At 65.5% G+C, this 23,358-nt stretch carries 24 protein-coding genes; 5 read left to right on the plus strand and 19 right to left on the minus strand.

Translation table 11 applies throughout. The features are described from left to right. Positions 1-2 precede the first annotated feature (2 nt). Genes ACODSM_RS08800 through cyoA form a run of 6 tightly spaced genes read right to left on the minus strand, consistent with a single transcriptional unit; the run spans position 3 to position 6,257 of the window. Positions 3-1,334 carry an ATP-binding protein gene (locus ACODSM_RS08800; protein WP_488804997.1) on the minus strand — a complete coding sequence of 444 codons (1,332 nt, stop codon included), beginning with the start codon at positions 1,332-1,334 and terminating at the stop codon, positions 3-5. Beyond that, positions 1,309-2,127 carry an SURF1 family protein gene (locus ACODSM_RS08805; RefSeq protein ID WP_488804998.1) on the minus strand — a complete coding sequence of 273 codons (819 nt, stop codon included), beginning with the start codon at positions 2,125-2,127 and terminating at the stop codon, positions 1,309-1,311. Before ACODSM_RS08805 ends, ACODSM_RS08800 begins: the two co-directional genes overlap by 26 nt. Then, the gene (gene cyoD / locus ACODSM_RS08810) at positions 2,127-2,558 is read right to left on the minus strand and encodes a cytochrome o ubiquinol oxidase subunit IV (protein WP_295943103.1); all 432 of its coding nucleotides are present in this window, start codon (positions 2,556-2,558) and stop codon (positions 2,127-2,129) included. Before cyoD ends, ACODSM_RS08805 begins: the two co-directional genes overlap by 1 nt. Next, positions 2,559-3,194, minus strand: a complete 636-nt coding sequence (gene cyoC / locus ACODSM_RS08815; RefSeq protein ID WP_422847326.1) for a cytochrome o ubiquinol oxidase subunit III — start codon at positions 3,192-3,194, stop codon at positions 2,559-2,561. It lies immediately after the preceding gene. Further along, positions 3,187-5,190, minus strand: a complete 2,004-nt coding sequence (gene cyoB / locus ACODSM_RS08820) for a cytochrome o ubiquinol oxidase subunit I (RefSeq protein WP_291446878.1) — start codon at positions 5,188-5,190, stop codon at positions 3,187-3,189. The genes cyoC and cyoB overlap by 8 nt, the downstream gene beginning before the upstream one ends. Positions 5,191-5,198: 8 nt before the next feature. Further along, a complete protein-coding gene (gene cyoA, locus ACODSM_RS08825) occupies positions 5,199-6,257 on the minus strand; it encodes a ubiquinol oxidase subunit II (protein ID WP_060984683.1) in 1,059 nt (352 codons plus the stop codon). A 261-nt stretch (positions 6,258-6,518) separates the two neighbouring features. Between cyoA and ACODSM_RS08830 the strand changes: the two genes are divergently transcribed. Next, positions 6,519-7,859: an MFS transporter gene (locus ACODSM_RS08830; RefSeq protein ID WP_110961307.1), complete on the plus strand. Its 1,341-nt coding sequence runs from the start codon at positions 6,519-6,521 to the stop codon at positions 7,857-7,859. A 271-nt stretch (positions 7,860-8,130) separates the two neighbouring features. Here the strand turns inward: ACODSM_RS08830 and tolA are convergent, their stop codons facing one another. The 11 genes from tolA to ACODSM_RS08885 form a co-directional block, all read right to left on the minus strand. Then, a complete protein-coding gene (gene tolA / locus ACODSM_RS08835) occupies positions 8,131-9,108 on the minus strand; it encodes a cell envelope integrity protein TolA (protein ID WP_488804999.1) in 978 nt (325 codons plus the stop codon). A gap of 31 nt (positions 9,109-9,139) precedes the next feature. Further along, positions 9,140-9,562 carry an ExbD/TolR family protein gene (locus tag ACODSM_RS08840; protein ID WP_343734417.1) on the minus strand — a complete coding sequence of 141 codons (423 nt, stop codon included), beginning with the start codon at positions 9,560-9,562 and terminating at the stop codon, positions 9,140-9,142. Positions 9,563-9,577: 15 nt separating this feature from the next. Beyond that, on the minus strand, positions 9,578-10,291 hold the full coding sequence (tolQ, locus tag ACODSM_RS08845) for a protein TolQ (RefSeq protein WP_015015035.1): 714 nt from the start codon (positions 10,289-10,291) through the stop codon (positions 9,578-9,580). Then, complete coding sequence (gene ybgC / locus ACODSM_RS08850; RefSeq protein ID WP_343734467.1) at positions 10,288-10,707, minus strand: tol-pal system-associated acyl-CoA thioesterase; 420 nt, start codon at positions 10,705-10,707, stop codon at positions 10,288-10,290. Before ybgC ends, tolQ begins: the two co-directional genes overlap by 4 nt. Positions 10,708-10,727: 20 nt before the next feature. Then, complete coding sequence (locus tag ACODSM_RS08855) at positions 10,728-11,912, minus strand: pyridoxal phosphate-dependent aminotransferase (protein WP_488805000.1); 1,185 nt, start codon at positions 11,910-11,912, stop codon at positions 10,728-10,730. Between the two features lie 118 nt (positions 11,913-12,030). Next, positions 12,031-12,570, minus strand: coding sequence for a transcription antitermination factor NusB (gene nusB, locus ACODSM_RS08860; protein ID WP_060983965.1), 540 nt, complete (start codon positions 12,568-12,570; stop codon positions 12,031-12,033). Beyond that, the gene (gene ribH, locus ACODSM_RS08865) at positions 12,567-13,031 is read right to left on the minus strand and encodes a 6,7-dimethyl-8-ribityllumazine synthase (RefSeq protein WP_015015031.1); all 465 of its coding nucleotides are present in this window, start codon (positions 13,029-13,031) and stop codon (positions 12,567-12,569) included. The genes nusB and ribH overlap by 4 nt, the downstream gene beginning before the upstream one ends. Positions 13,032-13,050: 19 nt before the next feature. Then, complete coding sequence (gene ribBA, locus ACODSM_RS08870; RefSeq protein WP_060983967.1) at positions 13,051-14,172, minus strand: bifunctional 3,4-dihydroxy-2-butanone-4-phosphate synthase/GTP cyclohydrolase II; 1,122 nt, start codon at positions 14,170-14,172, stop codon at positions 13,051-13,053. A gap of 386 nt (positions 14,173-14,558) precedes the next feature. Beyond that, positions 14,559-14,855, minus strand: a complete 297-nt coding sequence (locus tag ACODSM_RS08875; RefSeq protein WP_056064834.1) for a 2Fe-2S iron-sulfur cluster-binding protein — start codon at positions 14,853-14,855, stop codon at positions 14,559-14,561. Positions 14,856-14,867: 12 nt separating this feature from the next. Then, positions 14,868-15,506, minus strand: coding sequence for a DUF938 domain-containing protein (locus ACODSM_RS08880; RefSeq protein ID WP_488805001.1), 639 nt, complete (start codon positions 15,504-15,506; stop codon positions 14,868-14,870). A 566-nt stretch (positions 15,507-16,072) separates the two neighbouring features. Further along, positions 16,073-16,354 carry a DUF427 domain-containing protein gene (locus ACODSM_RS08885; protein ID WP_015015027.1) on the minus strand — a complete coding sequence of 94 codons (282 nt, stop codon included), beginning with the start codon at positions 16,352-16,354 and terminating at the stop codon, positions 16,073-16,075. A gap of 316 nt (positions 16,355-16,670) precedes the next feature. On the opposite strand from ACODSM_RS08885, the gene ACODSM_RS08890 reads away from it, so the two are divergent. Next, the gene (locus tag ACODSM_RS08890; RefSeq protein WP_488805002.1) at positions 16,671-17,579 is read left to right on the plus strand and encodes an SDR family oxidoreductase; all 909 of its coding nucleotides are present in this window, start codon (positions 16,671-16,673) and stop codon (positions 17,577-17,579) included. 71 nt (positions 17,580-17,650) lie between these two features. Then, positions 17,651-19,177 (plus strand): glutamate--cysteine ligase, encoded by a 1,527-nt coding sequence (gene gshA / locus ACODSM_RS08895; RefSeq protein ID WP_488805003.1) that lies wholly within the window; start codon positions 17,651-17,653, stop codon positions 19,175-19,177. A 95-nt stretch (positions 19,178-19,272) separates the two neighbouring features. Here the strand turns inward: gshA and ACODSM_RS08900 are convergent, their stop codons facing one another. Both ACODSM_RS08900 and ACODSM_RS08905 read right to left on the minus strand, forming a co-directional pair. Further along, a complete protein-coding gene (locus ACODSM_RS08900; protein ID WP_051022734.1) occupies positions 19,273-19,443 on the minus strand; it encodes an oxidoreductase-like domain-containing protein in 171 nt (56 codons plus the stop codon). 56 nt (positions 19,444-19,499) lie between these two features. Continuing rightward, complete coding sequence (locus tag ACODSM_RS08905) at positions 19,500-19,751, minus strand: hypothetical protein (RefSeq protein ID WP_488805004.1); 252 nt, start codon at positions 19,749-19,751, stop codon at positions 19,500-19,502. A 92-nt stretch (positions 19,752-19,843) separates the two neighbouring features. Between ACODSM_RS08905 and ylqF the strand changes: the two genes are divergently transcribed. Beyond that, entirely contained in the window at positions 19,844-20,815 is a 972-nt protein-coding gene (gene ylqF, locus ACODSM_RS08910) for a ribosome biogenesis GTPase YlqF (protein ID WP_488805005.1), read from the plus strand. Between the two features lie 213 nt (positions 20,816-21,028). Continuing rightward, complete coding sequence (locus ACODSM_RS08915; RefSeq protein WP_209819902.1) at positions 21,029-23,305, plus strand: putative bifunctional diguanylate cyclase/phosphodiesterase; 2,277 nt, start codon at positions 21,029-21,031, stop codon at positions 23,303-23,305. Positions 23,306-23,358: the final 53 nt, after the last annotated feature.

Here is a 23,358-nt window from a genome sequence, read left to right on the forward strand (position 1 = left end):
ATTCATACCTTCTGGGGCAGCGCAATCGAGGCCAGGGGCAATTCGATGGTCACCTGTGCGCCACCTTCGGGCCGGTTGCGCGCCTCCACGCTGCCACCCAGGGTGCGGGCGACATTAAGCACCAGATACAGCCCCAACCCTCCGCCAGGGCGGTTCTTGGAGGACTGGTACGGCGTGCCCAGCTTGGACAGCATGTCGGGCGCAAAGCCAGGGCCGGCATCGGTCACGGTCATGCACAAGGCATCTGCATTGCGCGTAACCGCCAATCTCACCCAGCCTGGCGAGGCGTCGCGTGCATTGTCCAGCACATTGAAAACCATTTGCTTGAGGGTGGTGTCCGACACCATGGGCGTGTCGGTGCCGAAGTCGTTGTCGTAGTCAAACTGGGGGATCGTGCGGGTGCTGCGCCATTCCTCTGCCAGCGCATCCACAAACTTGCGCACGGTGGTCTGCACCGACGCCTCGCCGCGCGTTTCACCCGCCGACAGCAGGATGCCGCTCACGATGCTCTTGCAGCGCTGCACCTGCGACTGCATCTCGGCAATGTCTTCCTTGAGTGCGGCATTGCTGGTCAGCCGCTTGTCGTGCTGCCAGTCGCCCAGGATCACCGCCAGGGTGGACAGGGGTGTGCCCAGCTCGTGTGCGGCCCCCGACGCCAGCAGGCCCATGCGCACGATGTGCTCTTCTTCCACGCGGCGCCGGCGTGCGGCCGCTAGGCGGGCATCGCGCTCGCGCAGGTTGCGGTGGATGCGGGTGATGAACACCATCACCAGCGTGGCGTTGAGCACAAAGCACACCAGCAGCCCGAGCACATACAGGCTTGACAGGCCCTGGTGCAGGTCCTGCGGGAGGGCCAGCGGCAGGTGGTAGTCTGCCAGCGCCGCAAAGCACAGGACGGTGATGATCACGATGGACCAGATGTAGGCACCGCGCAGCAGCACGGCGCCCAGCGTGATCTGCAGCAGGTACAGAAAAACAAACGGGTTGCTGGTGCCGCCACTCAGGTACAGCTGCACCGTGAGCACTGCCACGTCAATCAGCAGCGCCAGAAACAGCTCCACATTGCGCACCGCGCGGCCCGTGCGCAGGCGCAGCAGGCTCACCACGTTGAAGACTGCCAGGCAGCCGACGACGAGCAGCATCTCCTGCAGCGGCAGCTTTAAGCCCAGGCTGTAGTGCGCCATCTCGATGGTGAACACCTGGCCCACCACTGCAATCCAACGGAGCTCAATCAGTTGCTGCAGGTTCTTGATGCCGGCGGCAGCATCAGCGGAACGTGCGTTGCGCGGCGCAGTGGCCAGCGCAGGGTCAGGGCGTGGTGGGTGGGTGTTCATCGTGGGTCGGGAGGCGGCTGGCAGCCCGTGCGCCCATGCGGCGCTCATAGCGTGCCACATACCAGCCGGCAACGACAACCATGAGCGCAAGACCATACCAGGTCAGGGCGTACACCAGGTGGCTGTTGTGAAACCGGATGACGGTCAGGCCAGCACGGGGCCAGCCAGAGGCGGCTGAAGAAGCCGCTGTGGTACCGGGTAGCCCGGCATCCACAAAAAACGGAGCCGCCCGGGTCAGACCCAGCGCGCCGCTGATGGCGGCCACATCACGCGAGTACCAGCGCTGCTGTGCCGGATCGTTGGTGCGTAGAAAGCCGCCACCGGGCTCGGTCATGCGCAACAGCCCCTGGACGGTGGCCGGGCCATCGGCGGGGGGCGGGGCCTCCAGCCATTGGGCGCGTTGCTCCTGGGGCACAAAGCCACGGTTCACCAGCACCTGGGTGCCGTCGTCTTGTTGCAGGGCCGTCATCACCCAGAACCCCGCGCCCAGCTCGGTGACGGCCTGGGTCAGCACCGTCTTGCCGGGCAGCCAGTGGCCCTGAAAGACCACTGGCAGGTACTCGTGCCGTGCGGCACTGATGCCCGGCCATTGCGCCACGGGGGGCAGGGCGACCGGTGCGGCGTGTACCCGTTGGTCCACCCTTTCGATGAGGTCCAGCTTCCAGGTGCGGCGTTGGACCTGCCAGGTGCCCAGCGACACAAAGCCCAGGAACAAGGCCATGCCCAGCACCAGCAGGACTGCGCGGCGCAAGCCCCGGCGCGGCAGTGCCATGGTGGTGGGGGCTGTGTCCATCAGGGCGTGGAGTGTCCGGGCGCCTCGTGTGTAGGCGGTGTGGGCGTGGGATGCTCCGGCATCATGTTGGCATTCATATGGAACATCACCCACAAGGTGCCCGCAATGGCGATGGCCACGAACACCACCGTGAAAATGGTGGACAGCAGCGTCCAGCCGCCTTCGATCTTGCCGTTCATGTGCAGGAAGAACACCATGTGCACCAGGATCTGGATCACGGCAAAGCCGCCCAGCACCAGCACGGCGGTGTTGCGGTCCGCAATCACCTTGGCCATCACCAGCCAGAAGGGAATGGCCGTGAGGATGACGGACAGCACAAACCCCGTCATGTAGCCCGAAAAGGTGCTGTGGGGGCCTGCGTCGTGGTGGTGATCGTCATGCCCATGCGCATCGTGCGCACCGTTGGCGTGTGTTGCGTGTTGTGCGCTCATTTACAGCACCCCCATCAGGTACACAAAGGTGAAAACGCCGATCCAGACCACGTCCAGGAAGTGCCAGAACATGGACAGGCACATCAGGCGGCGATTGTTCTCGGGGATCAGGCCGTGCTTGCCGATCTGGACCATCAGCACCACCAGCCAGATCAGGCCGAAGGTGACGTGCAGGCCGTGGGTGCCCACCAGCGTGAAGAACGCCGACAGGAAGGCGCTGCGCTGTGGGCCTGCGCCCTCGTGCAGCAGGTGCGAGAACTCATACAGTTCCAGGCCCAGGAAGCACAGGCCAAACACGCCCGTGATGGCCAGCCACAGCAGTGTGCCCTTCACATCGCCCAGCTGCTTGCGCAGCATGGCAAACCCGAAGGTGATGGACGACAGCAGCAGAAACGCGGTGTTGATGGCCACCAGGGTCAGGTCGAACAGCTGCGCGCCGGTGGGGCCTGCGGCATAGCTGCGGCCCAGCACGCCGTAGGTAGCGAACAGCGCTGCAAAGATGAGGCAGTCGCTCATCAAGTACAGCCAGAAACCCAGGGCCGTGCCGTTTTCAGGATGGGGCTCGTGCGCGAGGTGGTACTCGCGCGGGGCCAGGGCGCCTGCTGCGGCGCCAGCGTGGATGCGGATATCAGACATGGCGGGCCAGTTGGAGTGTGCGGGCTTCTTCAGTGGAGATCACTTCGGATGCCGGGATGTAGAAGTCACGCTTGTAGTTGAACGTGTGGATGATGGCGGCCAGAACGACAGCCGCAAACGAGACGGCCGCCAGCAGCCACATGTGCCAGATCAGCGCAAAGCCGAACACCAGCGACAGCCCCGAGATCACCACGCCAGCGCCGGTGTTGGCCGGCATGTGGATGGGCTGGAAGCCCGCCAGAGGACGCTTGTACCCGTGCTTCTTCATGTCCCACCAGGCATCGATCTCGTGCACCACAGGGGTGAAGGCGAAGTTGTAGTTGGGCGGGGGCGACGAGGTGGCCCATTCCAGCGTGCGGCCGTCCCAGGGGTCGCCCGTCCAGTCGCGCAGCTGTTCGCGCTTGAGGAAGCTGACCACCAGCTGGATCAGGAAGCACCCAATGCCGGCGGCAATCATGGCCGCGCCGATGGCAGCGATCACGAACCAGATCTGCAGCGACTGGTCTTCGAAGTGGTTGGCACGGCGGGTGACACCCATCAGGCCCAGCACATACAGCGGCGTGAACGCCACCCAGAAGCCCACCAGCCACAGCCAGAAGGAGCGCACGCCCCAGGTGCGGTCCAGCTTGTAGCCAAACGCCTTGGGGAACCAGTAGTTGATGCCGGCAAACATGGCAAACACCACGCCGCCGATGATCACGTTGTGGAAGTGGGCGATCAGGAACAGACTGTTGTGCAGCACGAAGTCGGCCGGGGGCACGGCCAGCAGCACGCCCGTCATACCGCCGATGGCAAACGTCACCATAAAGGCCACGGTCCACATCATGGGCAGCTCGAAGCGGATGCGGCCCTTGTACATGGTGAACAGCCAGTTGAAGATCTTCGCGCCCGTGGGGATCGAGATGATCATCGTCGTGATACCGAAGAAGGTGTTCACGCTCGCGCCCGAGCCCATGGTGAAGAAGTGGTGCAGCCACACCAGGTACGACAGGATGGTGATACACACGGTGGCGTACACCATGGAGGTGTAGCCGAACAGGCGCTTCTTGCTGAACGTGGCGACCACTTCGGAGAACACGCCGAAGGCCGGCAGCACCAGGATGTAGACCTCAGGGTGGCCCCAGATCCAGATCAGGTTCACGTAGAGCATGGGGTTGCCGCCCAGCTCGTTGGTGAAGAAGTTGGTGCCCACGTAGCGGTCCAGCGACATCAGCACCAGCGCAGCCGTCAGCACGGGGAAGGACGCCACGATCAGTGCGTTGGTGCACAGGGCCGTCCAGGTGAACACGGGCATCTTCATCAGGCTCATGCCCGGCGCGCGCATCTTGATGATGGTCACGATCAGGTTGATGCCCGAGAGCGTGGTACCCACCCCGGCAATCTGCAGCGCCCAGATGTAGTAGTCCAGACCGGTGCTGGGGCTCTGTGCCCCCAGGTTGGACAGCGCCAGCCAGCCAGAGGTGGAGAACTCGCCCAGGAACAGCGACACCATCACCAGCACGGCGCCGGCCGTGGTCATCCAGAAGCTGAAGTTGTTCAGGAACGGGAAGGACACGTCGCGCGCGCCGATCTGCAGCGGCACGAGGTAGTTCATCAGCCCGGTGACCAGCGGCATCGCCACGAAGAAGATCATGATCACGCCGTGGGCGGTGAAGATCTGGTCGTAGTGGTGCGGCGGCAGGTAGCCCATGTTGTCGCCAAAGGCCATGGCCTGCTGCAGGCGCATCATCACCGCGTCGGCAAAGCCGCGCAGCAGCATCACCAGGCCCAGGATCATGTACATGATGCCGATGCGCTTGTGGTCAATGCTGCAGATCCAGTCGCGCCACAGCGGGCCCCACAGGCGGAACTTGGTGATACCCGCCATGACGACGAGGCCGCCCAGGACCACGGCAATGAAGGTCCACAACACAATGGGCTCGTGCGCCATGGGCACGGCGTCCCAGCTCAGGCGGCCCAGCGCCCAGTGGGATGGAGAAAGGGTTTCGGAGGTCATAGGGAAGCTCATTGACGGATGCTGGCGCCGGATGCGGAGGCCGGTGCGTTGCGGGATTCAAGTGCGGCCACCACCTGGGCGGCGTTTTGCACGGTGCAGACGTCCTGGGGCAGGTTCAGCCCCATGGCGCGCACATAGGCGTCGCCGCCCTGGGCATCAATCGCCATCATGTGGTGCATGCACATCTTTCCGTCTTCGACGCAGCGGTTGAGCACTTTGTCGTAAAGGCCTTCTTCGACCGAGGCGAAGCGCTGCACCGGGTCGCGTTCGCTGGGCTTGACCAGGTTCAGGTAGGTGCCCTTGTCGAGCGGCTTGCCTTCGGTCTTGGCTTTTTGCACCCACTGGGCGAAGTCTTCGTTGCTCAGGCCGTGGAACTTGAACGTCATGCCCGAAAAGCCCGCGCCGCTGTAGTGCGACGACATGCCCTTGAACACGCCAGGCTTGTTGATCACCGCGTTCAGTTCGGTCTGCATGCCAGGCATGGCGTAGATCATGCCGGCCAGGTCGGGCACGTAAAACGCGTTCATGGTGGACGTGGCCGTCAGCTTGAACAGGATGGGGCGGTCCACCGGGGCGGCCACTTCATTGACGGTGGCGATGCCTTGCTCGGGGTAGAAGAACAGCCATTTCCAGTCCATGGCCACCACCTGCACTTCGAGCGGCTTCACATCGGCGGGCACGGCGCGCTGCGCGTCGATGCGGTCCAGAGGCCGGTAGGGGTCCAGCTTGTGGGTGCCGATCCAGGTGATGGCGCCCAGCGCAATGATGATCAGCAGCGGCACCGTCCAGATCACCAGCTCCAGCGTGGTGGAGTGGTGCCATTCCGGGTCGTACTCTGCCTCGGTGTTGCCCTGGCGGTATTTCCAGGCAAACAGCAGGGTGAGCGCGATCACGGGCACGATGATGATCAGCATCAGCAGCGTGGCTGTGATGACCATCTGGCCCTGCTGGGCAGCGACGTCACCGGCCGGGTTGAGCACGACAGCCTTGCTGCAGCCTGCCAGGCTGCCCAGCGCTGTCAGGGCGAGCAGCCAGGTGGGCCCACGAAGTTGGGGAAGTTTGAGCATGTGAAGAGCGCGATCAATGCGTTTCAGGGTAAACGCGGATAACGGGATGTGTGCGAATGTACTAGCGCTAGCTTTTTTGTCGATTGGACATTTTGTCCAAGGTCAAACGCGCAGGCTGTTTTTGCACCAAAGTGGTGCATTTGAGGGCTTTGAAGGACATTTCCTGCAGCCGGCATAGTGAAACCGCACTTGTGGCCCACAGAAGTTGCGTGTAGAACGGAACGGTCTGAGTTAGCTACACAACGTCAAGGAGCCATGTTCATGAGCAGCCCCGCCACTGCCACTTACCCTGCGGCCGGTTTTCACGAAAGCGCCGCCTCTCTCTCGCGGGCTGATACGCATGAGGACGTCACCCCCAGCGAAATCGCTGTGGGCGTGATCATCGGACGATCGTCCGAGTATTTCGACTTCTTCGTTTTCGGGATCGCCTGCGTTCTTGTCTTCCCATCCTTCTTGTTTCCCTTTATGTCCCGCCTGGACGGTACGCTGATGGCCTTTGCGCTGCTGGCCGTTGCGTTCGTGGTGCGCCCGGTGGGTACCGCCATCTCCATGGCCATCCAGCGGCGCTGGGGGCGGGGCACCAAGCTGACCATTGCGCTGTTCATGCTGGGCGTCTGCACCGTGGGCATGGCGTTTTTGCCGGGCTACAAGGATGCGGGCACTGCCGCCATCGTGGCCTTGCTGATCCTGCGTGTGGGCCAAGGGCTGGCACTGGGCGGGTCGTGGGACGGCCTGCCGTCGCTGCTGGCCATGTCGGCCCCCAAGGAGCGCCGGGGCTGGTACGCCATGATCGGCCAGTTGGGCGCACCGCTGGGCTTTGTGCTGGCTGCCGGCCTGTTTGCCTATCTGTACAGCAGCCTCACGGTGCAGGAGTTTTTGGCCTGGGGCTGGCGCTATCCGTTTTTTGTGGCCTTTGCGGTGAACGTGGTGGCCCTGTTTGCGCGTCTGCGCCTGGTGGTGGGGCAGTCGTACTCTGAACTGCTCAAGGAGCGTGAGCTGCAGCCGGTGCCGGTGAGCCGCGTCATGCGCGACGAAGGCAGCAACGTGCTGCTGGGCGCTTTTGCGGCGCTGGCCAGCTTTGCGCTGTTCCATCTGGTCACCGTGTTCCCGCTGTCGTGGATCACCCTGTACTCCGAGCAGCCCGTAACCCAGATCCTGGGCGTGCAGATCGTCGGCGCTTTCCTTGCGGCGGGCGCCATCATGGTGTCCGGCTGGCTGTCAGACCACCTGGGCCGCCGCAAGCTGTTGGGCGGCATGGCCGTGTTGATCGGCGTGTTCAGCTTCATGGCGCCGGTGTTGCTCAACACTGGCGAAGTGGGCAGCACCATGTTCCTGCTGCTGGGCTTTGTGCTGCTGGGCCTGTCGTACGGCCAGGCCTCGGGCACCGTGACGGCCAATTTCTCGCCCCAGTACCGCTACACCGGTGCGGCCCTGTCGGCCGACCTGGCCTGGATTATCGGCGCAGCGTTTGCTCCGCTGGTGGCTCTGTATCTGTCGTCGCAGTTCGGTTTGCTGGCGGTGACGGTGTACCTGCTGTCGGGCGTTGCCTGCACGCTGGGCGCGCTGAACCTGAACCGCCGCATGGAGCGACGCGACCGCTGATGCACAACGGTGGTTTGCTATTGAATGTATAGCTTGAAGCGCATATTCCACTAGCGCTACAGGCGTAAAAGGCCAAAAAAAGCGCCCGGTTCTGCCGGGCGCTTTGCTATTGGGCCTCACGGGTCACGGCTCAGTCCAGCGTGCCGGTGCCAACTGCTACGGTGTTCCAGTCGCAGTTGGTGAGCGCGTCGCGCGTGGGCCTTGGCAGTGCGTCGGCAGGGCCGGGGGGCCGCTGTAGTGGGACAAGCCCATTCAAGGCCCGGAGTTCCGCTCAATCCTGGGGCCGGAAGCCAATGGTCAGGGACGGAGGCACGCGCCCATCCACATCGCGCGGCAAAGTTTCGGTCTTGTCCAGGGCCCGCAGCACCGCGTCGTCCCAGGCCTTGTTGCCGCTGGACTGCACCAGCCGCTTGCCCACAATGGTGCCGTCGGGCGACAGGCGCACCTCGACCTCGGCACGCGGGTTGCCCGAGATCGCGTCGGGGTACACGATGTTGGGCTTGACCTTGGCCGCCACCTTGCCGCCGTAGCCGCCCGAGGGGCCTCTTGTGTCCTTGTCTTTGCCGGTCGCGGTCTCGCCACCCGTGGCGCCTGCCATGCCCTGGATGCGGCGCAGGTTGGCCTCGCGCTGTTCGGCTAGTTGCTTGGCCTCGGCCTCCGCCTTGCGCTTGGCGGCCTCGTCAGCCTTGCGCTTGTCCTCGGCCAGCTTCTTCTGCTTTTCCTGCTCGGCCTTCTTCTGCTCGGCCAGCTGCTTTTCGCGCTGTTCCTTCTCTTTTTCGCGCTCCTTCTGTTGGCGCTCTTTCTTCTCCTGCTCCAGGCGTTCGCGGCGCTCTTCTTCCTTGCGCTCGCGCTCCCGCTCCCGCTTCTCGCGCAGCTCCTGCTGCTCGCGGGCCTTCTTTTCCTGTTCCAGGCGCTTCTTCTCGCGCTCGATGGCAATGTCTGCCTCACGCGTGTCCGGCGGCTCTGTGGCCCGCACCGGCGGTGGCGGGGGGGCGGGCGGGGTGGCCTGCTGCACGGGAGGGGGGGGAGGAGGTGGTGGGGGCTCCACGGCGCGTGGCGCCGCTTGCGTGGGCACGGCGGCCCACAACTCAGCCTCTACGGCGGGCTGGTCGGCCGTGTTCTTCCAGCTCACGCCCCAGGTCAGCGCGCCGATCAGCACTGCGTGCACCAGCACCGCCAGCGTGATGGCGCGCATGCGCGCCGGCGGGCGGGGCGGGGCAAACTGATCGCGGTCGGTGTGGGCGTGCATGGGCGTCTGAGCGGTGCCGGGCGGGTTCGGTTCAACCGCCTTGCTTGACCGACAGGCCGACGCGCTGCACGCCGGCCTTTTGCAGGGCGTCCATCGCCTTCACCACGGTTTCGTACTGCACGCCTTTGTCGGCGCTGATGACCACAGCGCTCTCGGGCCCCTGGCCCTTTTGCCAGCGGCTGGCGGCGTCGCCAATCTCCCGCTGGTTCAGGCTGCGCGTGGCCTCGGGGGTCTTGAACTGCAGGGTGCCGTCCTTGTTGACGATGACCTGGGCCACCACCTTGGGCATGTTCTTGCCCTTGCCCACGCTGGGCACATCGACCACGCCGGGGGTGAGCATGGGCGCCGTCACCATGAAGATGATGAGCAGCACCAGCATGACGTCAATGAACGGGACCATGTTGATCTCGTTGATGGTGCGGCGGCCTCGGCCGCGGGATGCCATGGCGGGCATGGGGCGCCTCCCGGATCAGTGGCCCGAGGCCGTGTGGCCTGTGGACGCGGGCTGTGCGCCCAGGTTGCGCTGCAGGATGTTGGAGAACTCTTCGATGAAGGTCTCCTGGTGAGTGGCCACGCGGTCGATGTCGCGCGCAAAGCGGTTGTAGGCGATCACGGCCGGGATGGCCGAGAACAGGCCGATGGCGGTAGCGACCAGCGCCTCGGCAATGCCGGGGGCCACGGTGGCAAGCGTCACTTGCTCCATGCCGGCAAAGCCGGTGAAGGCGTGCATGATGCCCCACACGGTGCCGAACAGGCCCACATACGGCGACACGGAGCCGACCGAGGCCAGGAAGGACAGGCTGGACTCGACCACATCCATCTCGCGCTGGAAGCTCGCGCGCATGGCGCGCCGAGCGCCGTCCAGCAAGGTACCGGGGTCGGTGATGCGGCGTTCACGCAGCTTTTGGTATTCGCGCATGCCGCTGGCGAAGATGCGTTCCATGGGGCCGGCCTGCTTGGCGTTTTGGGCGGCCGCGGCGTACAGGTCGTTCAGGCTGGTGCCCGACCAGAACTCGCGCTCGAAGTCCTCGTTCAGTGTCTTCACGCGCTTCAGGGCAAACAGCTTGCGGAAGATGGCGGCCCAGCTGGCCACCGACACGCCCAGCAGCAGCAGCATCACGAGTTGCACCACCCAGCTGGCGTGCAGCACCAGGGAGATGATGGACATGTTTTGGGAATTCATGGTGTGAGTTGTTCCAGGAGGGTGCTGGGAATTCTGGCGGGGCGCATCGTCGCTGCGTCCACCCATCCGATGCGGATGGTGCCTTCGGTCAACAAGGTCGGGGGCTGGTCGGTCATCTGCTCTGGTTTCAGGAGCGCCTGCTGCACTATTGTCAACGATGCGCGGCCACTGCTTTGCAGGGCGGCAGTAACAATCAGTTCATCGTCCAGCCGCGCGGGGCGGTGGTAGCGCAGCTGCGCGTCGGTTACGACAAACATGCCGCCGGTTTGTTCCCGCAACTGCTGTTGCCCCACACCCAACGACCGCAGCCACTCGGTGCGTGCGCGCTCAAAGAACTTGAGGTAGTTGGCGTAGAACACGATGCCACCGGCATCGGTGTCTTCCCAGTAAATCCGGATCGGAAATTCAAACGCCATCGTGGGGTCGCTCGCCTTGGTCATCCGAGCAGCTTGCGCAGCCGCTCCACGGACTCCTGCAGTTGCGCCATGGAGTTGGCGGCCGAGAAGCGGATAAACCGCTCGGGCTCGGCCGTGCCAAAGTCGCGCCCCGGTGTCACGGCGATGTGCGCGCGGCGCATCAGCTCAAACGCAAAGTCCCAGCTGCCGCTCACGCCCAGATGCTGCGCGGCCTGCGTGCAGTCGGCCCAGGCATAGAAGGCGCCATCAGGCATCACGGGCACATTCAGACCCAGCGATTGCAGCGCGGGGATGAAGAAGTCGCGCCGCGCCTTGAACTCGGCACGGCGGCGTTCGTATTCGGCAATGCTCTCTGCCTCGAAGCAGGCCAGCGCTGCATGCTGCGACACGGTGCTGGCGCAGATGAACAGGTTCTGCGCCAGGCGCTCGACCACCGGCACCATGGCCTCGGGCACCACCATCCAGCCCAGGCGCCAGCCGGTCATGTTGAAGTATTTGCTGAAGCTGTTGATGCTGATGATGTTGTCGTCGATGGCGAGCGCGGTGTGGCCAAACTCTTCCTCGTACGACAGGCCCAGGTAGATCTCGTCGATCATCGTGATGCCGTCATGCGACCGCACCACGTCGTGGATGCGGCGCAGCTCATCGGGCGCTATCGAGGTGCCCGTGGGGTTGGAGGGCGAGGCCAGCAGCACGCCGCGCGTTTTTTCATTCCATGCCGCACGCACCTTGTCGGCGCTCAGCTGGTAGCGCTCTGCCGCCGTGGTGGGCAGCAGCACGGCCTTGCCTTCTGCGGCGCTCACAAAGTGGCGGTTGCAGGGGTAGCTCGGGTCGGGCATCAAAATTTCGTCGCCCGACTCGATGAGCGCCAGGCACGCCAGTTGCAGCGCGGCCGATGCGCCTGCGGTGACCACAATGCGGCGCGCAGGCACGTTGACGCCAAAGCGGCTCTGATACCAGCCGCTGATGCGCTCGCGCAGCGCATCCAGCCCCAGCGCGTTGGTGTACTGCGTGGCGCCGTCGTGCACGGCGCGGGCGGCGGCTTCCTGCACCAGGGGCGGGGCGGTGAAGTCGGGTTCGCCGATGTTCAAGAAGATCATCGGTTCGCGCGTGCCCGCCACCTCGCGGGCCAGGGCCTGCGCGGCCTTGGCGACCTCCATCACATAAAACGGTTCAATGCGCTCGGCGCGCGTGGAAAACTTCATGGAATGGCATCCTGCCCCGACCGGGCCCCTTGTGGGCGTGGTGGCGTGAGGGCGTAGAAAGAAAAGAAACCAAGCCGCCCCGGTTCAACGGGCAGGGCGGCAGCGGGGCGGTGGCAGGTCAGGCAGCGCCCGCGCCTGCGGCCTTGTCGGCCGCCACTTCCACTGCGCGCAGCTTCGGGGCCAGGCCGTTGAGCACGGCGTTCACGTACTTGTGGCCGTCCGTGCCGCCAAATTCCTTGGCGAGTTCGATGCATTCGTTGAGCACCACGCGCCAGGGCACATCCAGGCAGTTCTGGAACTCGTACACGCCGATCCACATGGTGGCGTGTTCGATGGGCGAGATCTCGGCCATCTTGCGGTCCAGCAACGGGGTGATCAATGCGTCCATGCTGGCGGCATGCTCGATGCAGCCATGCAGCAGCGCGTCGTAGTGCGCCGAGTCAGCCTTGTGGAAGCCCGCCAGGTCGCGCGTGAACGCATCGATGGCAGTAGCGTCGTTGCCGCCCACCAGGTGCTGGTACAACGCCTGCAACGCGAATTCGCGCGCGCGGCTGCGGTTGGACTTGGAGGCAGCCTTGCGTGTGCCGGTGCTCTTGAGGCCGGTGCGGCTCTGCTTGGGCGGGCGTGCCGACGAGGGCGTGGGGGTGTTTTCGCTCATGACAGTTCGTCCAGCAGGTTGGCCATTTCCACCGCCACGCGGGCCGCGTCCACACCCTTTTCGGTCTGGCGCGCGATGGCCTGTTCCATGTTTTCGGTGGTGATGATCGCGTTGGCGATCGGGATCTGGTAGTCCAGCGACAGGCGTGTGACGCCCGCGCCGGATTCGTTGGCCACCAGCTCGAAGTGGTAGGTCTCGCCGCGGATGATGCAGCCCAGCGCGATCAGCGCGTCGTACTCGTCGCTCTCGGCCATGGCCTGCAGGGCCACGGGCACTTCGAGTGCGCCGGGCACCAGCACGTGCTTGATGTGCTTTTCTTGCACGCCCAGGGCCAGCAGCTCTGCGCGGCAGGCGGCGGCCAGGGTGTTGGTGATGCTCTCGTTGAACCGGGCCTGCACGATGCCGATGTGCAGCTTCTTGCCGTCCAGTTTGTCTGCGGTGCCTTTGTCTGCGCCAAACATAGTGATCCTGTTCCTGTCTTTATTCTTTGGGGATGAAGCCGGTGATTTCGAGGCCGTAGCCGGTCATGCTGGGCATGCGGCGCGGCTGGCCCATCAGGGCCATCTTATGCACGCCGCATTCGCGCAGGATCTGCGCGCCCACGCCGTAGGTGCGCAGGTCCATGCGGCCGCGCTCGGGCGCCTGGGCAGAGCGCGCGGTGCCTTCAAACTGCGCCAGCAGTTGCGCGGCGCTTTCGCCGCAGTTCAGCAGCACGGCCACGCCCTTGCCCTGTTTGGCCAGGTACTGCAGGCTGGTGTCCAGGCCCCACGAGTGCATGGAGCGGTTGACTTCGAGCGCATCGAACACCGACAGCGGCTCGTGCACCCGCACGGGCACCACGTCGTCGGCGCTCCACTGGCCCTTGACCAGCGCCAGGTGCACAGCCTGGCTGGGTTGGTCGCGGAAGGCGTGGGCGGTGAACTCGCCATAGGCTGTGTGCAGCGTGCGCGTGCCGACCTTTTCGACCAGCGACTCGTTGCGGCTGCGGTATTCGATGAGGTCGGCAATGGTGCCGATCTTGAGGCCGTGTTCGGCCGCAAACAGCTGCAGATCGGGCAGGCGGGCCATGGTGCCGTCGTCTTTCATGATCTCGCAGATCACCGAAGCGGGGCTGCAGCCCGCCATGGCGGCCAGGTCGCAACCGGCTTCGGTATGGCCTGCGCGCATCAGCACGCCGCCGTCCACCGCCTGCAGCGGGAAGATGTGGCCGGGCTGCACCAGGTCGCTGGGCTGGCTGTTGCGGTCCACCGCCACCTGCACGGTGCGGGCGCGGTCGGCGGCCGAGATGCCGGTGGTCACGCCCTCGGCGGCTTCGATGGAGACGGTGAACGCGGTGCTGTACACCGTGCCGTTGCGCGCGGCCATGGGCGGCAGCTTGAGAAACTCGCAGCGCTCGCGGGTGAGCGTCAGGCAGATCAGGCCCCGGCCAAAGCGGGCCATGAAGTTGATGGCCTCGGGCGTCACATGGTCGGCGGCCAGGACGAGGTCGCCTTCGTTTTCGCGGTCTTCTTCATCCACCAGGATGACGATGCGCCCGGCGCGCATCTCGGCCACGATGTCCTCGACGGGCGAGATCGGCACGGGGGTGAGGGGGGTGTTCATGGAAGGTTGGGGCTTTCTGTGGGAGCCTCTGGCGGTGTGCCAGCTGGCGGTGTGCTGCAGCACAGGTCCCCGTGGCCGAAGGCAGCTGGTGTGCCCCCAAGAAACCGCCCCAAAGAACATGCGATGCGGCGCTGCCGCACGTCAAAGGAGCTGGGGAGCCTCTGCATGAATCATCGCACCGCGTGCATCTGCGGTCTCGGGCGGTCTGCTGCGTTGCAAATGCTCGCAATAGCCCCGCTATTGCTGTGCTTTGCGCCTTGCAACCCATCCCGATCCGCAGCGCACACGCCGCGTCATTCATGCAGAGGCTCCCTGGCCCCCAAAGCCCTGGATTTTAGTGCACCGGGGCCTGCTTGGTGTTTGAAGGGCGCGGTGCCTGACGCAGATCAGATGGCGCTGCCCTGCAGCACCACGTCCGACGTGGGGTAGGCCACGCAGGGCAACACGCAACCTTCTTCCTTTTCCTCGGCCGTGAGGCCTGGCCATTCGATGGCGTAGCGCACCGTGCCTTCGACCAGCTGGCCCAGGCAGGTGCGGCAGGTGCCGTTGCGGCAGGAGCTGGGCCAGTCGATGCCGCCTTGCTCCATGGACAGCAGCAGCGGCTGCTCGGGCCAGGCGTCGCACTGGGTGCCATCGGGCTCGACCTTGGCGATGAAGAAGGGGGCGGCGGTGGGTGTCGTCATGGACGTGTCTCTTCAGGGTTGGTGGGCGGCGTGGGTCCACACCAGCAGCAGGTTGTTGGTGGGCATGGCGTGCCGCGCGGCCAGTTGCAGACCGGCCTGGGCAGCCACGGCCGTTACGTCTTCGATGCGGCGAATGCCCCAGGCGGCGTCTTGCGCACGCAGGCTGGCGTCAAAGGCCAGGTTGCCCGGTGCGGTGGGGATACCGTCTTCGAGGTAGGGGCCATACGTGACCAGGCGACCGCCCGGTGCCAGGTGCCGCGCCGCGCCCTGCATCAGCCCGGTGCAGCAGGCCCAGGGGGCGATGTGCAGCATGTTGGCGCAGTAGACCAGGTCAAACGATGCGGCGCCGAATGCCGGGCCCTCGCTGGGCCAGCAGTCGTGCAGCACGTCCAGCCGCCGTGGCGCCTGCACGTTGCGGGCACCGGCCTGCGCGGCCCAGCCGGTGATGGAGCCAAAGTGCGTGTCGTGCAGGTCGGTGGGCTGCCAGATCCAGCCGGGCAGGGCGGCGGCAAAGTGGGCCGCATGCTGGCCGGTGCCGCTGGCGATCTCCAGCGCAGTGCCGGTGGGGGGCAGCAACGCCAGCAGCTGGGCCAGGATGGGCCCCTGGTTGCGCTCTGCGGCGGGGCTATGCTGAAGGGGCGGGGTGGACACGAGGATATGGAGTGTTTTGGGCCGCTAGCGCTAGTGGACCATGCGCTGGCAGCTATGAAATAAAGAGCGGTCAACAAAGAACCGCCGTGGACTGTACCGCAGACGCCTTACCCACCGTAGCTGCCTGTTTTTTCAGCGGCACAAGAAGTTTCCTTGTAAATCAATGACTTAAAACTGCCATACAAGGCTTGTTCACAGTTATCCACAAGATTGTCCAGTGCAGACAGGGATAACCAGGGGTTTTGGAGCCTTCTGTGGGGCAGTGGGAAAGGTCCGTGCACAGCGGGTTGCGAGTGCCTGTTTTTTGAGCGACACAAGGATAATCCTTGTAAATCAATCACTTAAACGTGCCATACAAGGCTTATCCAAGGTTATCCACACCATTGTCCAGTGCCTGTTGGGATAACCCGCGCCAAGATTTTGTAAATTGCCTAAAAATGAGGCAATGCAGTGCATTCCCTTGCAAATCAAGCACTTGGCGTTGTCATACAGGACTTGCCAAAACTTATCCACATGATTGTCCAGCGCGCGCAGGGATAACCTGCTGAGCGTGCTGGAAGGCCTTTTCAGGCCGTGACCTTCACGCCCTTCCAGAACGCGACGCGGCCCTTGATTTCGGCGGCCTCGGGCTTGGGGTCGGCGTAGAACCAGGCGGCGTCAGTGTTCATCTCGCCGTTGACCAGCAGCGACAGGTAGCTGGCCTGGCCCTTCCAGGCGCAGGTGGTCTTGTGGTTGCTGAACGTGAAGTACTCGCGGTGCAGCGCGCTTTCGGGAAAGTAGTGGTTGCCTTCCACCACCACCGTGTCATCGCTTTCGGCAAGCACTACGCCGTTCCAGATGGCTTTCATGGGAGATCCTTGGGTCAAAGTGGCCGGTAGCGCTAGTACTGCAAGCGCTAGCAGCTATCAAAAAATGAGTGAAGGAGGGATGCGCCAGCCACTCGTGAGGACCTGCGCAGCTGCCCATTATTCCCAATGTGCCGCGTTACCGTGCGCCATGTTCTGGCTCTGGAATGGGTTGATGAGGTACCTAGTCGCCTGCGCAACGCGCACGGGCCCCGCAGTGGCTTACAGTGCAGCGCGCGGCATCCACACCTGCGGTGGGGTGCCAGGGGTTTTTGCGTTCCACACATTCATCGACCAAGACAACAGGAGAACCTTCACCATGGGTATTGATTTCCAAGGCCGCGTGGCCATCGTGACGGGCGCAGGCGGTGGCCTGGGCCGCCAGCATGCACTGGCTCTGGCCAAGCGCGGCGCCAAGGTGCTGGTCAATGACCTGGGCGGCGCGGTGGACGGCAGCGGCGGCACGGTGACGGCCGCGCAGGCTGTGGTCGAGGAGATCCGCGCCGCAGGCGGCGAGGCCCTGGCCAACGGCGCATCGGTCACCGACTTCGCGGCCGTCGAAGCCATGGTGCAGCAGGCCATCGACGCCTGGGGCCGGGTGGACATCTTGGTCAACAACGCAGGCATCCTGCGCGACAAGTCGTTCGCCAAGATGGACATGGCCGACTTCCGCCTGGTGGTGGACGTGCACCTGATGGGCGCCGCCAACTGCTGCAAGGCCGTGTGGCCGCACATGGTGGCCCAGCAGTACGGCCGCATCGTCATGACCACCTCGTCCACGGGCCTGTACGGCAACTTCGGCCAGGCCAACTACGGCGCGGCCAAGCTGGCCCAGGTGGGGCTGATGCAGACCCTGGCCATCGAAGGCGCCAAGTACAACATCCACGTGAACGCCCTGGCCCCCACGGCCGCCACGCGCATGACCGAGGGCCTGATGCCCCAGGAGGTGCTGGACGCCCTGAAGCCCGAGGCCGTGGTGCCCGCCATGCTGGTGCTGGCGCACGAAAGCGCGCCTTCGCGCACCATCCTGTGCGCCGGTGCGGGCACGTTTGAAGCGGCCCACATCACCCTCACGCAGGGCATCCACTTGGGTATTGGCGCCGATGTGCCAGAGCAACTGGCGGCCCGCCTGGCCGAGGTGACCGAGCGCGCGGGCGAGCAAGTACCACAAAGTGGCGCAGCGCAAGGAACCAACGAGGTTGGACGCGCTTTGGCCGCAAGGGCTTGACACCCCCGTGGGCGGGCCAGCGCTCAACGTGCTAAGTTCCGGGCCGACAGAAGTTGGATCGGTATAAACATATGAGCAAACTGCACGAGAGACTGGCCGCCTACCCGGCGGACGCCCTGGGGGGGATTCGCCGCGGCATTGAAAAGGAAGGGCTGCGTGTGCTGCCCACCGGCGGCCTGGCCCTCACGCCCCACCCGCTGGCGCTGGGCTCGGCCCTCACACACCCCCTGATCACCACCGACTACAGCGAGTCGCAACTGGAGCTGATCACCGGCGCCCACAAGGGCGTGCAGCAGTGCCTGGACGAGCTGACCGAGGTGCACCAGTTCGTGCACCACACGCTGAAGGACAGCGGCGGCGAGCTGCTGTGGGCCTCCAGCATGCCCTGCGGCCTGCCCACCGACGAGACGATTCCGATTGGTCGCTACGGCAGCTCCAACGTGGGCCGCGCCAAGAGCGTGTACCGCATGGGCCTGGGCCACCGCTATGGCCGCCGCATGCAGACCATCTCGGGCATTCACTACAACTGGTCGCTGCCGGGTGTGGACAGCGAACAGTATTTCGCGCTCATCCGCAACTTTCGTCGCCACGCGTTTGTGCTGCTGTACCTGTTTGGCGCATCGCCTGCGCTGTGCCCCTGTTTTGTGGAAGGGCGCGAACACCGCCTGCAGCCCATGGAGGGCGGCAGCGCGCTGTACCTGCCCCACGCCACTTCGCTGCGCATGGGCCGCCTGGGCTACCAGAGCGATGCGCAGGCCACGCTGGCCGTGAGCTACAACGGCCTGACGGGCTATGCCAACTCGCTGCACGAGGCGCTGACCAAGCCGTACCCGGCCTATGAAGCCGTGGGCATCCGCAACCCGGGCGGCGACTACAACCAGCTGGGCACCAGCCTGCTGCAGATCGAGAACGAGTTCTACGGCACCATCCGCCCCAAGCGCACGGTGCGCACGGGCGAGCGCCCGCTGCACGCGCTGCGCGAACGCGGGGTCGAATACGTCGAAGTCCGTCTGATGGACCTGGACCCGTTCGTGCCTGTGGGCATCACCGCGCCCACCATGCGCCTGCTGGATGTGTTCTTGCTGCACTGCCTGCTGTCCGACAGCCCGCCCGATACGCCCGCCGAGATTGCCGAACTCAAGCAGAACCAGCACCTGACCGCAGAGCGCGGCCGCGAGCCCGGCCTGCGCCTGTCCCGCAATGGCCAGAGCGTGCTGCTCACCGAATGGGGCGCCGAGGTGCTGGCGGCGTGCGAGCCCTTGGCCGCAGCCCTTGATGCCACCCATGGCACCGGCGACTACAGCGCCGCACTGCGCGACGCCCGTGCCTTGATGGCTGCACCCGAGCGCACGCCCTCAGCCCGCGTGCTGGACAGCATCGTGCAAAGCCACCAGCACAGCTTTGAAGCTTTTGCGCGCCAGCAGTCCATGGCCGCCCGCGACGCGCTGCTGTCGCTGCCCTGGACGGCCGAGCAGCAGGCGCGCTACGTGGCGATGGCCGATGAGTCGATCGCTGCACAAAAGGCCATCGAGGCTGCCGACACGCTGCCGTTTGAGGAGTGGCGCGAGCAGTACATGGCGGTGGAGCAACTAGGCTGAAGGCGCGATCAGGGGCAGGTCAAATTGATCTGCTATTGAATTAGTAGCTGCTCAGGCATATTGCACTAGCGCTACCAGCCCAAAACGCCTCAAAGTCAGTCCTGCAGCTGCAGCAAGGCCTCTTGCCGCCAGTATTCGGCGGCGCTCAGAAACCCTTCCCACACGCAGCCGTTGCAGCCGCGCCCGCAGCAGGTCGTGGGCTCGGGCGGCGGGTTGCGCAGTGTGATGCCAAGAGCGGCCGCGCGCTGCTGCAGTACCGCGAACATGGCTTGCGCCGTGGCGCCGTCCACCGCCGGGACCGGGGCTGTCTCCTCAGGCAAGGTCACGGCTGGCGGCGCCCTGCTTTGGCGCGGCGCAGGCCGTACTGCACGCCAAACGCAATGCCCAGCACCAGCGCAAACCAGCCCACCAGCGCCACCTGGCCCATGAGGTCGCGCACACTGGTGGAGCGGGCCACATAGGGCGCCAGCAAGATGACCAGGCCGATGAGGGCCAGGGTCACGCCCTTGAACAGCAGCTCTGTGTCGGCCTTGGTGGCCTTGGGCTTGCGCGAGGTGTCGAGAGGGGCTGGCATGCAGATAAAAACGCCGTGGCGTGGGCAGAAGGAAGACCGCGATTATCCTTGCCACCCTCGGACACCTCAGAACAACGTAGAAAGTACACCGCATGGCCATCCAGTGGTTCCCCGGTCACATGCACCTGACCCGCAAAGCCATCACCGAACGCATCAAGGACATTGACGTGGTGATCGAGGTGCTGGACGCGCGCCTGCCCGGCTCCAGCGCCAACCCGCTGCTGGCCGAGATCACGGGCCACAAGCCCACGCTCAAGGTGCTCAACAAGCAGGACGTGGCCGACCCCGAGCGCACCGCGCTGTGGGTGGACTGGTACAACGCCCAGAGCGACACGCGCGCCGTGCCGCTCGATGCGTCTGACCCCGCCCCTGCGCGCAAGCTCATCGACGCCTGCCACCTGCTGGCGCCCAGCCGGGGCGGCATGGCCAAGCCCATGCGCGTGCTGATCTGCGGTGTGCCCAACGTGGGCAAGTCCACGCTGATCAACACGCTGAGCAACAAGCGCCAGGCCAAGACCGGTGACGAGGCGGGCATCACCAAGCTGGAGCAGCGCATCACGCTGGCTGACGACTTCTACCTGTGGGACACGCCGGGCATGCTGTGGCCGCGCATCGTGGTGCCCGAGACCGGCTACAACCTGGCCGCCAGCGGCGCCGTAGGCCGCAATGCGTATGACGAAGAACTGGTCGCGCTGGAGCTGCTGCGCCGCCTGCAGAAGCATTACGCCCCCTTGCTGGAGGCGCGCTACAAGCTGGGCCTGCCTGCGGGTGCGGTGGCCGAGATGCACGACGAAGAACTGCTCGAAGCCATTGGCCGCAAACGCGGGGCCATGCTGGGTGGCGGCAAGGTCAACTTGCAAAAGGCGGCCGAGATCGTGATGACCGATTTCCGCAGCGCCATCCTGGGCCGCATCACGCTGGAGACCCCGGCCGAGTTCGAGGCCTGGCGCGCTGCTGGCCTGGCCGAGGACGCCAAGCGCCAGGCCAAGAAGGCTGCGCGCGCCAAGGCCAAGGGCAAAGGCTCTGGCGTGCGTGAGCCCGCGCCGGACAGCGACGCGGACTGAGTGAGCCGGCCTGCGCCTGTGGGCCAGCAGGCGCTGTAGGCCATCCCGTGCCGACGCTGGCGACGGTACCGGGGGCGCAACGTACAGATGCCGACGGGGGGGCCGACGGGATGCCGACGGGCGGGCGCTGCAGCCTCGCCAGCGGCATTTTGTTCATAGGCGTTTTCTATGCCTGCGGTTACGATGGTTTCCTCCCCCGCACTTCCCGTCGCCATGGCCGAAGCTCCCGCTGTTCCGCTGCCAGACCACGAAGACGCCACAACGCGCCACCTGGTGCGGGTGGCGGGCTGGTCCGTGATGTTGCTGGGTTTTGTCATCGGCCTGCTGCTGCTCTGGGACCAGCCCGTGCAGCCGATGCGCGTGGCGCTCAACTTTGTTGCGGGCTGCATTGGCGGCACCGCGCTGCTGCTGGCGCGCTGGCGGCGGTGGACGCTGGCCACCCATCTGCTGGTGTGGGGCGTGTGGGTGTCGGTGTCGCTGGTGGCGGCGCGCAATGGCGGCGTCAATGGCCCCAATCTGCTGAACTACCCCGTGATCGTTGTGCTGGCCGGATGGCTGCTGGGCGTGCGTGCCACGCTGACGCTGGTGGTACTCACGGCGCTGCTGTTCCTGGGCTTCATCTGGGCGGACATGCAGGGCCTGCTCAAGCCCGTGCAGGTGGCCAACCGCGTGGCGGGTGCGGTGTACCTTGCGGGCATTCTGGTGCTGACCGCCGCCGCCACGCTGCTGTCGCGCCGCAACTACATGAGCCGGGTGCGCGAGGCCCAGCAGACCGCAGCCAATCTGGCAGCCAGCGAGGCGTCGCTGCGCAAGCTGCTGCGGGCCGTGGAGCAAAGCCCCGAGGCCATCGTCATCACCGATCTGCGCGAGGACATCGAGTACGTGAACGAGGCCTTTGTGCGCCGCACCGGCTACGCGCGCGACGAGGTGGTGGGCCAGGCCTCGGCCCACTACTCCAGCAACGGCCTGGCGCCCGCGCAGCGCGAGGGCCTGCGCACCACGCTGGCACGCGGGGACAGCTGGGCGGGTGAGCAGGTCAACTACCGCAAGGACGGGCAACCGCTGATCGAGTCCGTGGTGGTGGCGCCCATCCGCCAGACCGATGGCCGTGTGAGCCACTTTGTGGAACTCAAGCAGGACATCACCGAACGCAAGCGCGCCGCCGACGAGATCCACCGCTTGGCGCATTTCGACAGCCTCACCAGCCTGCCCAACCGGTCCACGCTGATGGAGCGCCTTCATGCGCTGCGTGGGCGCCCCGGCCGTGTGTTGTCCACCCAGCACGCCCTGCTGCTGCTGGACCTGGACCGGTTCACCACCTTCAACGATGCGCGTGGCAGCGAAATGGGCGACCGCCTTCTGTGTGCCGTGGCGCTGCGCCTGTCCGAGATCCTGCCCCCGCAGGACCTGCTGGTGCGGGTGGCGGGCGACGAGTTTGCCGTGGTGCTGCATGGCCTGGGGGCCGATGCCTCGCTGGCCGGCCGCCACGCGCTGGCCTTTGCCGAAAAGCTGCAGACCGCCTTGTTGCGCCCCCTGCGGCTGGAGGGCGACGCGCAGGACGCCCAACTGGGCGCCAGCATCGGCATCACCCTGTACCCCCAAACCTCGGACGATGGGGCGCACGACGCACTGCGGCGCGCGGGCACCGCCTTGCACCGGGCCAAGCAGGCCGGCGGCGGCCAGGCGGCCTTTTTTGAACAGGGCATGGGCGAGGCGGCCGAGCAGCGGTTTCGGGTGGAGCGCGAGCTGCGCCACGCCATTGGCGCGGGCGAGTTGCGGCTGCACCTGCAGTCGCAGGTCGATGTGTCGGGGCAGGTCACAGGGGCCGAAGTGCTGGTGCGCTGGCAACACCCGCGCGACGGGCTGGTGGCGCCGGGCGTGTTCATCCCGGTGGCCGAAGAGTCCGACCTCATCGTCAGCCTGGGCGAGTGGGTGCTGGCCCATGCCTGTGCGCTGCTGGCGCAGCCGGTGTTCCGCGAGCGGCGCTTGCGGCTGTCGGTCAACCTCAGCGCGCGGCAGTTCCGGCAGGCGGGCTTTGTGGGGCAACTGCGGGCCGTGCTGGCCGCCACGGGGGCCGACCCCCGGCTGCTCACGCTGGAGGTGACCGAAGGCCTAGTGATCGACGACTTTGACGATGCGGTGGCCAAGATGCGCGCCCTGGCGGCACTGGGCGTGGACATGTCGCTGGACGACTTCGGCACCGGCTATTCATCGCTGGCCTACCTCAAGCGCCTGCCGATCCAGGAGATCAAGATCGACCGGTCGTTTGTGCACGAGGCCCCCACCAATGCCGACGACGGCGTGCTGGTCGAGGGCATCCTGTCGGTGGCCCGGCACTTTGGCCTGCGCGTGGTGGCCGAGGGGGTGGAGACCCAGGCCCAGGCCGACTTCCTGCGCCAGCGTGCGCCGGACATCGTGTACCAGGGCTACCTGTTTGGCCGGCCCGAGCCCGATGTGCAGTGGCTGGAGCGGCTGACCCAGCCTGCATGAGCGAGGTGGCGTTGCGCGCCGGGTGCAGCGCTGTTGATACGTGGTTATAAGAA

The sequence above is a fragment of the Acidovorax sp. FG42 genome (genome assembly GCF_057809195.1).